Origin of the sequence: Streptomyces sp. XM83C (assembly GCF_023072675.1) — a bacterium.
Lineage (GTDB): Bacteria > Actinomycetota > Actinomycetes > Streptomycetales > Streptomycetaceae > Streptomyces > Streptomyces thermocoprophilus.
Genome location: NZ_JALLGL010000029.1, coordinates 21,422 through 36,354, shown reverse-complemented (window position 1 = coordinate 36,354; position 14,933 = coordinate 21,422). Strand labels below are relative to the sequence as shown.

Below are 14,933 nucleotides of genomic sequence, written 5' to 3'. Positions count from 1 at the left end.
GGCCGATGCCTTCGGGGGAGGGGTAGAGGACGACGCCGAAGCCGTGGGCGGCGGCGACGCGGGCGGCGCCGGTGTAGACGCCGGGGAAGAATTCGGTGGTGAGGGCGGGGACGACGAGGAGGACGGTGCGGGTGCGGCCGAGGCGCAGGTTGCGTGCGGCGAGGTTGGGGCGGTAGCCGAGGGTGCGGGCGGCGTCGCGGACGCGTTGTGCGGTGGCTTCGGAGACGCGGCCGCGCCATTTGTCGCCGAGGACGAGGGAGACGGCGGCTTGGGAGACGCCTGCGGCCTGTGCGACGTCGCGGCTGGTGGGGCGGGTGCTGCTGTGTGCCACCGGGTGCCCCGTTTCTTTCTTCTGGACGGTCGATCAGGGCTCATGGTACGTATGACGAAGCACGTTATACGTAAAACTTGGCCGGAAGGGCGGAATCATGGCCGCGGGATGCCTGGAGATCCTGAGGGCGAGGCATGCCGCCCGCCTGCTCACCGGCACCCTCGTGGGGCGCCTGCCGAACGCCACGGCCGCGATCGCCGTGGTGCTCTTCGTCCGCGCCGAGGGCGGCAGCTACAGCCTCGCCGGGGCGCTCGCCGCCGTGTACGGCGTCGCCAACGCCGTCGGCCAGCCGGTCCTCGGCCGTCTCGTGGACCTGTTCGGACAGCCCCGCGTCCAGTTGCCCGCGGCGGTGCTCGCCGCGCTCGCGGCGACCGCGTTCGCGCTCACCGGGATCGACCCGCTGCCCCTGGCCTGGGCCGCCGTCGCCGTGGCCGGCCTGTTCGCCCCGCCCCTGGAGGGCGGCCTGCGTGCCCTGTGGCCGTCGGTGCTGCGGCGTGAGGACCAGGTGCACACCGCGTACGCCATGGACGCGGTCGCCCAGGAGATCATGTTCACCGTGGGCCCGCTGCTGGTGACCCTGTGCGTGGCGCTGTGGTCGGCGCAGGCCGCGCTGATCCTCCTCAACGTCGTCGGTGTCCTCGGCGCGCTCTGGGTGGTCGTCTCCCCGCCGTCGCGCGCCTGGCGCTCCGCGCCCCGGGAGGCGCACTGGCTGGGCGCCCTGCGCTCACGTGGCCTGAACGTGCTGCTCGCCGCGTTCCTGTTCGTCGGCATCGCGCTGGGCTCGATCACCGTCGCCGCCGTGTCGTACGCCGACGGTCACGGCGGTGACGCGGTGTACGGCTGGCTGATGGCCGCTCTCGGGCTCGGCGCGCTGACCGGCGGCACGGTCTACGGTGCGCGGCAGTGGCCGGGTGCACCGGAGCGGCGACTGACGGTCCTGGTGGCGTTTCTGGCGGTGTGTTATCTGCCGCTCACGCTGATGCCGGGCGCGGTCGGCATGGTGGCGCTCACCGCGCTCGCCGGCGTCTTCCTCGCGCCGGCCATCGCCTGTGCGTTCGTCATCGTGGACCGGCATGCGCCGAGCGGTACGGTCACGGAGGCGTTCTCCTGGCTGGTGACCACGTTCACCGTGGGTGCCTCGGTGGGAACGGGCCTTGCGGGGCCCGTCGTCCAGGCGGGCGGGGCCCGCTGGGGTTTCGCCGTGCCGGGGGTGGCGGGCGGTGTGTCGCTGCTGGTGCTGCTGGCCTTCCGGAAGATCCTCGCAGTTCCCTTCCGGGGAGCGGTTGTTGCGGCTTCATCGGAAAATGATCCAAATCGTGCTGCCGAACCCCGTTTCAGTTCGGGGGATCGGGCGTAATGTTCAGTCATGGACCGCCGCATTTTCGGGCTGGAGAACGAGTACGGCGTCACGTGCACGTTCAGGGGACAGCGCCGTCTGTCGCCTGACGAGGTGGCGCGGTACCTCTTCCGCCGTGTCGTGTCATGGGGCCGCAGCAGCAATGTGTTTCTGCGGAACGGCGCCCGCCTGTATCTCGATGTGGGCTCCCACCCGGAATACGCGACACCCGAATGTGACAATGTCATCGAACTGGTCACCCACGACAAGGCCGGCGAGCGCATTCTCGAGGGCCTGCTGGTGGACGCGGAACGACGCCTGCACGAGGAGGGAATCGCGGGCGACGTCTACCTCTTCAAGAACAACACCGACTCGGCGGGCAACTCCTATGGATGCCACGAGAACTACCTGGTGGCCCGGCACGGGGAGTTCTCGCGGCTCGCGGACATCCTCATCCCCTTCCTGGTGACGCGGCAGCTGCTGTGCGGCGCGGGCAAGGTCCTGCAGACCCCGCGTGGCGCCGTCTACTGCGTCAGCCAGCGGGCCGAGCACATCTGGGAGGGTGTCTCCTCGGCGACGACCCGCTCGCGGCCCATCATCAACACCCGCGACGAGCCGCACGCCGACGCCGAGCGCTACCGCCGGCTGCATGTGATCGTCGGCGACTCCAACATGTCCGAGACGACCATGCTCCTGAAGGTCGGCGCCACCGATCTGGTGCTGCGCATGATCGAGGCGGGCACCGTGATGCGTGACCTCACCCTGGAGAACCCGATCCGGGCGATCCGCGAGGTCAGCCATGACATCACCGGCCGCCGCAAGGTGCGCCTGGCGAGCGGCCGGGAGGCGTCCGCGCTGGAGGTTCAGCGGGAGTACTACGAGAAGGCCGTGGACTTCTGCGAGCGGCGCGGCATCCGCACCGGCACCGTCGAACAGGTGCTGGAGCTGTGGGGCCGTACCCTCGACGCGATCGAGTCCGAGGACCTCGACCGCATCGGCACCGAGATCGACTGGGTGATGAAGTACAAGCTCATCGAGCGGTACCGGGCCAAGCACAACATGACGATGTCGCATCCGCGGGTGGCGCAGATAGACCTCGCCTACCACGACATCCACCGTCGGCGAGGCCTGTACTACCTGCTGGAGAAGAAGGGCCAGGCCGCTCGGATCTGCAACGATCTGAAGATCTTCGAGGGCAAGTCGGTGCCCCCGCAGACCACCCGGGCCAGGCTGCGCGGCGACTTCATCCGCCGGGCGCAGGAGCAGCGCCGTGACTTCACCGTCGACTGGGTGCATCTGAAACTGAACGACCAGGCGCAGCGCACGGTGCTGTGCAAGGACCCCTTCCGCTCGGTCGACGACCGTGTGGAGAAGCTGATCGCCGGTATGTGAGCCGGGCAGGGTTGTGTCCCCGGATGCCGCGGGAACGCCACACGGGCGCCGTACGTTCTCCGTACGGCGCCCTGCTCACGCCGTAGAGTTGCGCGCACGCCCACCGCACCCCCGATGATTACGAGGCTCTATCGTGCGCCGACGCTCCCTGATGATTGCCGTTCCCGCCGGGCTGGCCGTGCTCGCCGGCTGCGGCGACGAGAAGTCCGACTCGAAGACGGCCGGTGACAGCGTGTCGCCCAGCCCGTCGGCGGCGGCCTCCCCGAACATCGTCGACGGTCCGCTTCCGGCCGTCACCGCGGGCAGCAAGTTCGGGGAGAAGCCGACCCTCGCCAAGGGCAGCGGTGAGCTGCCGAAGGACGGCATCGCGGTGCGCACGCTGATCACCGGCAGCGGCCGTCCGGTCGCCGAGGGTGACTACATCGTGGCGGACTTCCTCGGCCAGATCTGGGGCACCGACAAGGTGTTCGCCAACTCCTACGACGGCAAGCAGCCGCTGGTGGCGGCGCTCGCCCAGGGCCAGATCTGGGAGGCCTGGCGGTACGGGCTGCCGGGCAAGAAGCTCGGCAGCCGCGTGCAGATCGCCACGCCGCCCACCTGGGGCTATCCGCAGGGCAGCCAGGACGCCGGGGTGAAGGGCACCGACTCGCTGGTGTTCGTGATCGACCTGAAGGAGGCGTACAGCGCCAACAGTTCCGCGCAGGGCAAGAAGGTCCCGCAGACGGACAAGGCGCTGCCCACGGTCGGGACGAACACCGACGGCAAGGCGCCGTCCATCGAGGTGCCCAAGACCGACCCGCCGAAGGACCTGGTCGCCAACTACGTCATCGAGGGCGACGGGGAGCCGCTGAAGGCCGACAGCACGGTCCTCGTGCACTACAAGGGCGTGCTGTGGGACACCGGCAAGGAGTTCGACTCCTCCTACAGCCGGAACTCCCTGACGTCGTTCTCCCTCCAGCAGGTAGTCAAGGGCTGGGGGCAGGGTCTGACCGGCAAGAAGGTCGGCAGCCGGGTGCTGATCGTGGTGCCGCCGTCGCTGGGGTACGGGGACAACCCGCCGCAGGGCAGCGACATCAAGAAGGACTCCACGATGGTGTTCACGGTGGACATTCTGGCCGCCATCTGACCGGCCGGGGATACAGGACTCCGACCGCCCGGGGATACAGGACTCCGACCGCCCGGGGATACAGGACTCCGACCGCCCGGGATGCGAGACTGTGCCCGTTGCCTTTCCGCGGACGAGCAGGAGAAAGACGTGAGCATCGAAAAGCCCGAGGTCGACTTCCCGGGCGGCGAGCCCCCGACGGATCTCGTGATCAAGGACATCTGGGAGGGCACCGGCGAGGACGCGAAGCTCGGGCAGACGGTCACCGTGCACTACGTGGGCGTCGCCTTCAGCACGGGTGAGGAGTTCGACTCCAGCTGGCACCGGAGCGCGCCGTTCCGCTTCGTGCTCGGTGCCGGCCGGGTCATCAAGGGCTGGGAACTGGGCCTGGAGGGCATGAAGGTCGGCGGCCGTCGGCAGCTGACCATCCCCTCCCGCTTCGCCTATGGCGACCACAGCCCGAGCCCGGCGATCAAGCCTGGCGAGACGCTGATCTTCGTCGTGGACCTGCTCGCCGTCTGACCGACGCCGACCGGACCCGATCACCTGGGGCCCATGCCTGTCCGGGCATGGGCCTTCGGCTTTGCCCTGGTCCCGTGGGACGGTACGGTCATCGTCCGTAAGGACCATAGGGAGGCGAAGGGCGTCGATGGCCATTGCCAAGGCCGAGCGGCTGATGAACCTGGCGCTGTGTCTGCTCGGCACACGCCGGCCGCTGAGCAAGCGTGAGCTGCGCGCATCCATCGAGGCCTATGTCGAGGCCTTCGGTCCGGAGGGATCGCCCGGCACGGACGACTCCTTCAACCGCATGTTCGAGCGGGACAAGGACGATCTGCGCGAGCTGGGCCTGGTCATCGAGACCGTGGAGAGCCTCGACGGCGAGGTCGGCTACCTCGCCCGCCGCGACAGCAACCGGCTGCCCCCGATCACCCTGGACGCCGAGGAGGCCGCCGCGCTCGGCCTCGCCGCGAAGGTGTGGCAGCAGGCCCGCCTCGCCGGCGCCGCCAGCGGCGCCCTGCAGAAACTGCGCGCCGCGGGCCTGCCCGAGGACGTCGACCCGTACGAGGCGCACAGCGCGCTGGAGCCGCGCATCCCCGTCCACGAGGCCGCGTTCGAGCCGCTGATGCTCGCCTGCCGGGACCGCCGCCCCGTCGTCTTCGACTACCGCAAGGCCAACGCCGCCCAGCCCGAGCAGCGGCATGTCGAGCCATGGGCGCTGGAGTGCTGGCGCGGCCACTGGTATCTCGCCGGATTCGACCGCGACCGGGGCGCCGAGCGCGTCTTCCGGCTGTCGCGCATCACCGGCAAGGTCCGCTCCCGCGGCGGGAAGTTCACCGCGCCGGTGCCGGATGTGGTGACCGTGCGGGAGACCGTGGCGAGCTGGGCGGGGGAGACCGCCGACCGCACCGCCGTGATCCGGCTGCGTTCCGGCGCCGGGTACCCCCTTCGGGCGAGGGCCACGGCGGTCCGGGAACTCGGGGACGGCTGGGACGAGTTGGAGATTCCGTACGGGCACGGCCTCGACGCCTGGCTGGTGGAGTTCGGCCCGGACGTGATCGTGCGGGAGCCCGCGGAGCTGCGGGCGGACGTCGTGGACCGGCTGCGGGCCGTGGCCCGGGGCTGAGGGGGAGCGGAGCGACACAGTGGCAGGCAGACCGGTCAGGCCCACCAGCGCCATCGACCAGACCCGGCGGATGCTCTCCCTGGTGACCTACCTCAGGGAGCGCCCCGGAGCACGCATCGAGGACGTGGCGCGCGCGTTCGGGATCAGCGAGGACGAGCTGGTCTCCGACCTCGATGTGCTGCCCATGTGCGGCACCAGCTTCCGCGGCGGCGATCTGCTCGACATCGACACCGACGGCGAGCGGATCTGGTGGCACAACCCGGCCGCGCTCGGCGCCGACGCCGCCGAGCCGCTCAGGCTCGCCGCCGACGAGGCGACCGCGCTGCTCGTCGCCGCGCGGGCCGTGGCCACGCTGCCGGGGCTGCGGGAGAGCGACCGGCAGGCCCTGCTGCGGGCCACCGCCAAGGTGGAGGCCGCGGCCGGGGAGGCCGCCGGCGCCAGCTCCCGGCTGTCGGTCACCTTCGAGTCCGAGGGCGGTGTCTTCGCCGACGTCGACCGGGCCATCTCCGAGCGGCGCCGACTGTGGATCCGCTACTACTCCCCGGCCCGCGACGAGGTCACCGAGCGGGAGATCGACCCGATCCGCCTGGTCAGCGTCGGCCACACCTATGTCGAGGCCTGGTGCCGGCGCTCCGAGGCGCGGCGCACGTTCCGGCTCGACCGGGTCGCCGAGATCAAGATCCTCGACGAGCCGTCCGCGCCGCCCGAGATCGAGCTGCGCGACCTGTCCGAGGCGCTGGTGCAGCCGGCGGCCGAGGACCCGGAGGTCGTCGTCGAGGTCGGCCCGGGCGGGCGCTGGGTCGCCGAGTACTACCCGCACGACAGCGCGGAGGAGCTGGAGGACGGCGGTCTGCGCATCACCCTGCGCACCCCCGACCCGGCCTCCCTGCGGCGGCTGGCGCTGCGCCTGGGCCGGGACGGCCGTATCGTCTCCCCGCCCGAGCTGGCCGAGAGCGCCCGCCGCGCGGCCCGCGAGGCGCTCGCGGCGTACGAGGACGAGGCGGCGGCCCGTGCCGCGGGCGGAGCGGGCACGGCGGCGGTGTGAGGCCCCGGACGTGGGGCGCGGAGGCGGACGAGCAGAGGAAAGAGGGGCAGGGCTGTGAGCGAGTCGGCGTCGTCGGGTGTGCAGGGCATGTCGGTGGCGACCGCGTTCGCGGGCATGCGCAGCGTGGCACCGGTGGTCTTCAGGGCGGGCTGCCCCGACTGCCGGGGCCGCTTCGAACTGGCGGCCGGCGCGCTGCGGCTGGCCATCGGCGCCAGCAGCCGTACCACCTTCTACTCCTTCACCTGCCCCGAGTGCGGGGCCGCCGTCCGCAAGCCGGCGGGGGAGCGGATCGTGGAACTGCTCACCGGCGGCGGCGTGCGCACACTGAAGCTGCACTCCACGCTGTGAGGCGGGCGGCGCCCGCGGTGCGCCGAGGCGGCTGCGGACCGCGGGCGCCGAGGGTCTAGGCTCAGCGGCATGTTCTGGCCGATGTTCGCGGTAGCTGTGGGTTTCCTGGGTCTCGCCGTTCTCGGTGTGCTCGCCGTGCGGGTCTTCCTGGAGGCGCAGCGCCTCGGCCGTCAGGTCGCCGACTCCGCGCGCCGTATCAACCGGGCCGCGGAGGACCTGGAGCGGGCCTCGGTGAGCGTGGCCAAGGCGGTCGACTCGCTGTGAGCCGGGTTGCGTGAATGCGCGGCGAACCGGCTTCGGTGCCGCTGTGAGTCACCGCGCACCGGCCGTTTTGGGCCGGTTCGCCCTGTCACGTGCCAGCTTGCGGCGGGTACGCTGATCGCGGTGCGGAGAACGAGGCCCGTACCGCTGACCGGGAAGACGCACGGGGATTGCCTCGCGTTCACCCCCGGGCGTTACGATCGCTGTACGCACGATTGATCGGACATATGTCCGGCCGGTCGGACAGCATCCCACCCAGCCGCCTCGGTGAGAAGGTAAAGACTTATGTTCGGAAGGCTCGGAGCCCCCGAGATCATTCTCATCCTCGTCGTCATCGTGCTGCTGTTCGGCGCGAAGAAGCTTCCGGACATGGCCCGCTCTCTCGGCAAGTCCGCGCGCATCCTCAAGAGCGAGGCCAAGGCGATGAAGGAGGAGGGCAACAGTACCTCCGCCCAGACCCCCACCACCGGCGAGCAGCCGCCGGTGCAGCGCACCATCCAGGCCGCCCCCGGCGACGTGACCAGCTCGCGCCCGGTCGCCGAGCCGACGGACACGACCAAGCGCTGACGCGGGGCCGGTGACCTCCGGCCCGCCGTACGAGATGGGAACGTGGGTTGCTGAAGCCTGCCCGCAAAAAGGAGAAGGACCCCGAGGGGCGGATGCCGCTCGCGGAACACCTTCGTGAGCTCCGCAACCGGCTCGCCAAGGCGGTCCTGGCCATCATCGTCGTCACGATCGTGGCCGCCTTCTTCTACCAGGACATCATCAACATCTTCACCAAGCCGATCCTCGACTCGGTCGGCTGCGCGAAGTCCTTCGAGGAACTGGCCAAGGTCAAGGACGAGACCTGTGCCCGGATCACCGTCAACGGTCTGCTGGCCCCGTTCACGCTGGCGCTGAAGGTCTCGCTGATGGCGGGCGTGGTGCTGGCCAGCCCGATCTGGCTCTACCAGCTGTGGGCCTTCGTCGCCCCGGGCCTGCACCGGCACGAGAAGAGGTACGCGTACGCGTTCGTCGCCAGCGGTGTGCCCCTCTTCCTCGGCGGCGCGTTCGTCGCCTATGCGGTGCTGCCCGCCGCTGCGCGTGTGCTGCTGGAGTTCACCCCGGACAACGCCGACAACCTGCTGCCGCTCGACGAACTGCTCGATCTCGTCACGCGCATGGTCGTCGTCTTCGGCCTCTCGTTCGAGCTGCCGCTGTTGCTGGTCATGCTCAACCTCACCGGGGTGCTGTCGGGCAGGCGGATGCTCGGCTGGTGGCGCGGGATGATCCTGGGCATCACGGTGTTCGCCGCGGTCGCGACCCCGAGCACGGACCCGCTGACGATGATCGCCCTCGCGGCGCCGATCTGGGTGCTGTACTTCGGCGCGGTGGTCTTCGCGCTCCTCAACGACCGGCGCCGCAGACTCCGCGAGGCCGCCGGCCCCGCCGACGACGAGGCCTCCGAGCTGGACCTGACCCCCGAGGACATCGGCGAGGTCGAGCCCGTGACCGCGAACCGTGCCCTGCCGGAGCAGACGAGCCGGGACCGGGTGAACGGCTACGACGACGCGACCTGAGACACCGCTGGGGACGACCGGGGCGGGCGGCGCTGAGCTGCCCGTCCCGGCTGCTTTCCCGGGGCGCCCGCCCCGTGCACCGGTCCGGGGACGGAGGCCCGCCCTGCGGGCCTGTGCGGGCTCGGGCCGGCCGAGCGACGCGCCTGCGCGCCCGGCCGGCCCCGGCGGAGCGAGCCCGGGCGGGAGAGGCCCCACTGCCCCGCCCGTTCACCGGGCGGGTGATCCGGATAATGATCGTCCTGTTGTCAGTGGGGCCCGGTACGCTCGAAAGCACGATGACAGAGGACCTCTCACCGGCCGAGCGGTACGCGGCAGCCCGCAGGCGCGCTGCCGAGCAGGCCACCGCGCTCGCGTCCTTCCGCGAGATGTACGACTTCGGCCTCGACCCCTTCCAGATCGAGGCCTGCCAGGCGCTCGAAGCGGGCAAGGGCGTGCTGGTCGCGGCGCCCACCGGCTCCGGCAAGACGATCGTCGGCGAGTTCGCCGTCCACCTCGCCCTGCGGCAGGGCAAGAAGTGCTTCTACACGACGCCCATCAAGGCGCTGTCCAACCAGAAGTACGCCGACCTGTGCCGCCGCTACGGCACGGAGAAGGTCGGACTCCTCACCGGCGACAACAGCGTCAACTCCGACGCCCCCGTGGTCGTGATGACCACCGAGGTCCTGCGGAACATGCTGTACGCCGGGTCCCAGACGCTGCTCGGCCTCGGCTATGTGGTCATGGACGAGGTGCACTACCTCTCCGACCGCTTCCGCGGCGCCGTATGGGAGGAGGTGATCATCCACCTGCCCGAGTCGGTGACGCTCGTGTCGCTCTCCGCGACCGTCTCCAACGCCGAGGAGTTCGGCGACTGGCTGGACACCGTCCGCGGCGACACCGAGGTGATCGTCTCCGAGCACCGCCCGGTCCCGCTGTTCCAGCACGTGCTCGCCGGGCGGCGGATGTACGACCTGTTCGAGGAGGGCGAGGGCCACCGCAGGGCCGTCAACCCCGACCTGACCCGGCTGGCCCGCATGGAGTCCACCCGCCCCTCCTACCAGGACCGCAGGCGCGGCCGGGCCATGCGCGAGGCCGACCGGGAGCGGGAGCGCCGCCAGCGCTCGCGGACCTGGACGCCCGGCCGCCCCGAGGTCATCGAACGCCTCGACGCCGAAGGCCTGCTGCCCGCCATCACGTTCATCTTCAGCCGCGCCGGCTGCGAGGCCGCCGTCCAGCAGTGCCTGTACGCGGGCCTCAGACTCAACGACGACACCGCCCGCGAACAGGTCCGCGCCCTCGTCGAGGAGCGCACCGCCGCCATCCCCCGCGAGGACCTGCACGTCCTCGGCTACTACGAGTGGCTGGAAGGCCTGGAGCGGGGCATCGCCGCCCACCACGCGGGCATGTTGCCCACCTTCAAGGAGGTCGTGGAGGAACTCTTCGTGCGCGGCCTGGTGAAGGCTGTCTTCGCCACCGAGACCCTCGCGCTCGGCATCAACATGCCCGCCCGCTCCGTGGTGCTGGAGAAGCTCGTCAAGTGGAACGGCGAGCAGCACGCCGACATCACCCCCGGCGAGTACACCCAGCTCACCGGGCGCGCCGGCCGGCGCGGCATCGACGTCGAGGGCCACGCCGTGGTGCTGTGGCAGCGCGGCATGAGCCCCGAGCACCTCGCGGGCCTCGCCGGCACCCGCACCTATCCGCTGCGCTCCAGCTTCAAGCCGTCGTACAACATGGCGGTCAACCTGGTCGAGCAGTTCGGCCGGCACCGCTCGCGGGAGCTGCTGGAGACGTCCTTCGCGCAGTTCCAGGCCGACAGATCCGTCGTCGGCATCTCCCGGCAGGTGCAGCGCAACGAGGAGGGCCTCGCCGGCTACAAGGCGTCCATGACCTGCCACCTCGGCGACTTCGAGGAGTACGCGCGGCTGCGCCGCGAACTGAAGGACCGCGAGACCGAGCTGGCCCGTCGCGGCGCCGTCCAGCGGCGCGCGGAAGCCGCGGTCGCGCTGGAACGCCTCAAACCGGGCGACATCATCCACGTGCCCACCGGCAAATACGCGGGGCTCGCCCTGGTCCTCGACCCCGGTCTGCCCGCCGGCCGCTCCAACAACCACCGCGGCTTCGACCACCACGACGGGCCCCGCCCGCTGGTGCTCACCGCCGAACGGCAGGTCAAGCGGCTCGCGTCGGTCGACTTCCCCGTGCCGGTCGAACCGCTGGAGCGGATGCGCATTCCGAAGTCCTTCAACCCGCGCTCCCCGCAGTCCCGCCGCGATCTCGCGTCGGCGCTGCGCACCAAGGCCGGGCACATCCCGCCCGAGCGGCACCGCAAACGGCGTGCCGAGGCGGCCGACGACCGGGAGATCGCCCGCCTGCGCAAGGCCCTGCGCGCCCACCCCTGCCACGGTTGCAGCGACCGTGAGGACCACGCCCGCTGGGCCGAGCGCTACTACCGGCTGCTGCGCGACACCAGCCAGCTGGAGCGCCGTATCGAAGGACGCACCAACACCATCGCGCGCACCTTCGACCGGATCGTGGCGCTCCTGACCGAGCTGGACTATCTGCGTGCCGACGAGGTCACCGAGCACGGCAGGCGGCTCGCCCGGCTCTACGGCGAACTCGACCTGCTCGCCAGCGAATGCCTCAGAGCCGGCGTGTGGGAGGGCCTGAACCCGGCCGAACTCGCCGCGTGCGTCTCGGCGCTGGTGTACGAGGCCCGCGTCGGCGACGACGCCATGGCGCCGAAGCTGCCCTCCGGCAAGGCGAAGGCCGCGCTCGGCGAGATGGTGCGGATCTGGGGCCGGCTCGACGCCCTGGAGGAGGAGTTCCGTATCAACCAGACCGAGGGCGTCGGCCAGCGCGAACCCGACCTGGGCTTCGCCTGGGCCGCGTACATGTGGGCGTCCGGCAAGGGCCTCGACGAGGTGCTGCGCGAGGCGGAGATGCCCGCCGGCGACTTCGTGCGCTGGTGCAAGCAGGTCATCGACGTGCTCGGGCAGATCCAGGCGGCGGCCCCCGCCGAGGGCTCCACGGTGCCGAAGGCCGCGCGCAAGGCCGTCGAGGAACTGCTGCGCGGCGTGGTCGCCTACTCGTCCGTCGGCTGACGCGGCCCGCCCCGGCCGGCGGGCGGACCGAGCCCGCCGCCCGGCGACAGGGCGGCGGAGCCGGCCGCGCCCGCTCACCGTCCCGGCGGCAACCTCGCACGAAGCCGGTCACCCCGCACGGTGACCGGCTTTCGTATGCCCGTACGTCGTGACGCACCGTGTGCGAACGGAGTCGCAGCGTGCAAATGGAGCCGAGCGTACTCCTGCGTCGCGGCCGTTTCAGGCGGTTCCCGAATATGACACGGCGATGATCCGGTCGGACTAAGCTCGCCCGCAGCGCACCGAGTTGAGATGTATTCGGGCACTTGTTCCCTAAATCTTCCGAAGATCCCAGAGGGTTCACATGGTGAGAGTCCAATCCCCTCCTGGTCGCCGCGAACTCCCCGACGCGAGCGTGCTGTTGCTGCCCGCCATAGCGACGGCCGCGGCGACCGGAGCCGCCGTCGCCCTGGTGGCGCAGCCGGCCCGGACCGCCGTCGGCCTGTGCGGGGCCGTCGCCACGCTGCTCGTGCTCGCGACGGCCTGCGAGGCGGTGCGGCGAGGCCGGCTGCTGCGGTCGGCCCGCGCCGAGCACGTCCGGCGCACGGCGTACCTCGAACAGCGCGTCGCCGGCCACGAGGAGGAGAACCGGCGCCTCGCCAAGGAGCATCTGCCCGCCGCCATCGACCGGATGCACCAGGGACACTCCCCGCGAGAGGTACTGCGTCAACTCTCCCTGGAGAATCCACACTTCCGGGCGCTGTCCAAGACACAGCTCGAAGTCATCAAGTCCGCGCTGCGGCTCATCGAGTTCGAGGAGGCCCTGCGGGATTCCTCGCAGCGCTCCTTCGTCAGCGTCGCCCGCCGCGTCCAGGCCATCGTCCACCAGCAGGCCAAGGAACTCCGCGAGATGGAGGAGGACCACGGACGCAACCCCGAGGTCTTCGACGACCTGCTGCGCATCGACCACGGCACCGCGATGATCGGCCGCCTCGCCGACTCCGTCGCCGTCCTCGGCGGCGGCCGGCCCGGCCGCCAGTGGCCGCTGCCCGTGCCGCTGTACAGCGTGCTGCGCGGCGCCATGTCGCGCATCCTGGAGTACCCGCGCATCTCCCTCGACAACATCGCCAAGGTCAACATCCGCGGCATCTCCGTCGAGCCCGTCATCCACGCCTGCGCGGAACTCCTCGACAACGCCACCCGCTACTCGCCGCCGACCACCAAGGTCCATGTGACCGCCACCGAGGTGCAGACCGGCATCGCCATCGAGATCGAGGACTCCGGCGTCAGCCTCACCGAAGAGGCCCGGCTGCGCCTGGAGGAACTCATCGAGCAGGCCAAGCGGGCCGAGGACCTCCAGGCCATCAGCGAGGCCCCGCGGCTCGGCCTCGCCGTCGTCGGCCGTCTGTGCACCACGTACAAGATGCAGATCTCGCTGCGGCCCTCCGCGTACGGCGGCACCAAGGCCGTCCTGGTAGTCCCCCGCGAGATGGTCACCAGCGACCCCGCGCCCGGCTACGCGCACGGCATCGGCGCCACCTCGCTGCCGATCGCCGACACCGACGGCGTCGAGGGCCCCAAGCGCCCGCCGAAGCGCCGCCGGCCCACCAATCCGCGCATCCCGGCCGACCTCTCCCTCGACGACGAGGTGCCCATCGTCACCGAGTGGACCGACAAGGGCCTCCCGCAGCGCCGCCGCAAGATCCAGACCTCCCTCAGCGAGCGCATCGCCGAACAGCTCCGCGAGGAGGCCGAGGCCAAGCGCGAAGGCCGCCCCACCATCTGGGAGGAGCACGAGGCGCGGCAGCGGGAGGAGGCCAGGGCCAGGGGCGAGGAGGTCCAGAAGGACGACCGGCCGCCCGGCCTGTGGGTGGAGTCCTTCTGGGAGGGCCTGCGCAAGGGCCTGCCCGAGGGCGCAGACCCCACCGAGTTCACGCGCCACCCCGAGAAGTTCACCTACCTGATCGACGACAAGGCCCGCCCCGGGGCCGATGACGAGGGGGACCTCACGTGATCCAGCAACGACAGAACTTCGACTGGATGCTCAGGGACCTGTACAACAGCGCGCCCGGCATCGAGATGATCGTGGTGCTGTCGGCCGACGGCCTGCGCATCGCCCGGTACGGCGGCGACCCCGACGCCGCCGACCGTGTCGCCGCCGCCTGCGCGGGCATGCAGAGCCTGGTCACCGCGGTCGCCGACGAGATCCCCGCCACCGACGGCGAGATGAAACTCGTCCTCGTCGAACTCAACGGCGGCTACTTCTACCTCATGGCCGCCGGCGCCAACGCCTACCTCGCGGTCCTGTCGGACATGGTGTGCGAGCCCGGCCTGATGAGCCACTACATGCGCGACCTCGTCGTCCGCATCGGCCAGCACCTGACCACTCCGCCCCGGCGCAACGGGCAGAGCGTATGACGCCTCCGCAACGCCACAGGCGCCGGCCGGCCTCCGACCCGCCCTCCACGCCCGTGCCGTCGCCGCGGCACACACCGGGCGGGACCGGGCAGGACGAGGAGCCGAAGAAGCCGGAACGGCTCTACACGATCACCGGCCCGGACGGCGACCGCGCCCAGCTCGACCTCGTCACCCTGATCGTGGCGAGGGCCGACCCGCCCGCCTCCGCCCCCCCGGAGGAGGCGGCAGTGCTGCGGCTGTGCGCGTCCCCGCTGTCCGTCGCCGAACTGTCCGCCTACTTACGGCTGCCGTTCAGCGCGATGACCGTGCTGCTCACCGACATGCTGGCGGCCGGCACCGTGCACGCCCGCGCCCCGATCGTGCGCCAGCAACTGCCCGACCGGTCCCTCCTCGAAGCGGTGATGCATGGACTGGAACGGCTCTGACGACGTGACCGACACCGACCAGGCACA

At 71.1% G+C, this 14,933-nt stretch carries 15 protein-coding genes; 14 read left to right on the top strand and 1 reads right to left on the bottom strand.

Going from position 1 to position 14,933, the window contains the following annotated elements; translation table 11 throughout:
• Window positions 1-331 (bottom strand): LacI family DNA-binding transcriptional regulator (locus MTQ10_RS06060; RefSeq protein WP_247463017.1); only part of this gene is annotated, 331 nt, incomplete at its 3' end.
• Window positions 332-428: 97 nt separating this feature from the next.
• Between MTQ10_RS06060 and MTQ10_RS06055 the strand changes: the two genes are divergently transcribed.
• The 14 genes from MTQ10_RS06055 to MTQ10_RS05990 all read left to right on the top strand — a co-directional run bounded on the left by MTQ10_RS06055 (window position 429) and on the right by MTQ10_RS05990 (window position 14,906).
• Window positions 429-1,688, top strand: coding sequence for an MFS transporter (locus MTQ10_RS06055; RefSeq protein WP_247463015.1), 1,260 nt, complete (start codon window positions 429-431; stop codon window positions 1,686-1,688).
• A gap of 9 nt (window positions 1,689-1,697) precedes the next feature.
• Complete coding sequence (gene pafA / locus MTQ10_RS06050; protein WP_019754142.1) at window positions 1,698-3,059, top strand: Pup--protein ligase; 1,362 nt, start codon at window positions 1,698-1,700, stop codon at window positions 3,057-3,059.
• Window positions 3,060-3,192: 133 nt separating this feature from the next.
• Window positions 3,193-4,185 (top strand): FKBP-type peptidyl-prolyl cis-trans isomerase, encoded by a 993-nt coding sequence (locus MTQ10_RS06045; protein WP_247463013.1) that lies wholly within the window; start codon window positions 3,193-3,195, stop codon window positions 4,183-4,185.
• A 129-nt stretch (window positions 4,186-4,314) separates the two neighbouring features.
• The gene (locus MTQ10_RS06040) at window positions 4,315-4,686 is read left to right on the top strand and encodes an FKBP-type peptidyl-prolyl cis-trans isomerase (RefSeq protein WP_247463012.1); all 372 of its coding nucleotides are present in this window, start codon (window positions 4,315-4,317) and stop codon (window positions 4,684-4,686) included.
• Between the two features lie 127 nt (window positions 4,687-4,813).
• Window positions 4,814-5,788 carry a helix-turn-helix transcriptional regulator gene (locus MTQ10_RS06035; RefSeq protein WP_247463010.1) on the top strand — a complete coding sequence of 325 codons (975 nt, stop codon included), beginning with the start codon at window positions 4,814-4,816 and terminating at the stop codon, window positions 5,786-5,788.
• 19 nt (window positions 5,789-5,807) lie between these two features.
• Window positions 5,808-6,833, top strand: coding sequence for a helix-turn-helix transcriptional regulator (locus MTQ10_RS06030; RefSeq protein ID WP_247463008.1), 1,026 nt, complete (start codon window positions 5,808-5,810; stop codon window positions 6,831-6,833).
• 54 nt (window positions 6,834-6,887) lie between these two features.
• Window positions 6,888-7,181 (top strand): hypothetical protein, encoded by a 294-nt coding sequence (locus MTQ10_RS06025; RefSeq protein ID WP_247463006.1) that lies wholly within the window; start codon window positions 6,888-6,890, stop codon window positions 7,179-7,181.
• Window positions 7,182-7,250: 69 nt separating this feature from the next.
• Window positions 7,251-7,445, top strand: a complete 195-nt coding sequence (locus tag MTQ10_RS06020) for a hypothetical protein (RefSeq protein ID WP_247463004.1) — start codon at window positions 7,251-7,253, stop codon at window positions 7,443-7,445.
• 282 nt (window positions 7,446-7,727) lie between these two features.
• The gene (tatA, locus tag MTQ10_RS06015; protein WP_247463002.1) at window positions 7,728-8,009 is read left to right on the top strand and encodes a Sec-independent protein translocase subunit TatA; all 282 of its coding nucleotides are present in this window, start codon (window positions 7,728-7,730) and stop codon (window positions 8,007-8,009) included.
• A gap of 47 nt (window positions 8,010-8,056) precedes the next feature.
• Window positions 8,057-9,001 carry a twin-arginine translocase subunit TatC gene (gene tatC / locus MTQ10_RS06010; RefSeq protein ID WP_247463000.1) on the top strand — a complete coding sequence of 315 codons (945 nt, stop codon included), beginning with the start codon at window positions 8,057-8,059 and terminating at the stop codon, window positions 8,999-9,001.
• Window positions 9,002-9,231: 230 nt separating this feature from the next.
• Complete coding sequence (locus tag MTQ10_RS06005) at window positions 9,232-12,084, top strand: DEAD/DEAH box helicase (RefSeq protein WP_247462998.1); 2,853 nt, start codon at window positions 9,232-9,234, stop codon at window positions 12,082-12,084.
• Window positions 12,085-12,427: 343 nt separating this feature from the next.
• Window positions 12,428-14,077: a sensor histidine kinase gene (locus MTQ10_RS06000; protein ID WP_247462995.1), complete on the top strand. Its 1,650-nt coding sequence runs from the start codon at window positions 12,428-12,430 to the stop codon at window positions 14,075-14,077.
• On the top strand, window positions 14,074-14,481 hold the full coding sequence (locus MTQ10_RS05995; protein ID WP_247462994.1) for a roadblock/LC7 domain-containing protein: 408 nt from the start codon (window positions 14,074-14,076) through the stop codon (window positions 14,479-14,481). Before MTQ10_RS06000 ends, MTQ10_RS05995 begins: the two co-directional genes overlap by 4 nt.
• Entirely contained in the window at window positions 14,478-14,906 is a 429-nt protein-coding gene (locus tag MTQ10_RS05990) for a DUF742 domain-containing protein (RefSeq protein ID WP_247462992.1), read from the top strand. Before MTQ10_RS05995 ends, MTQ10_RS05990 begins: the two co-directional genes overlap by 4 nt.
• The last annotated feature ends 27 nt before the right edge of the window (window positions 14,907-14,933 follow it).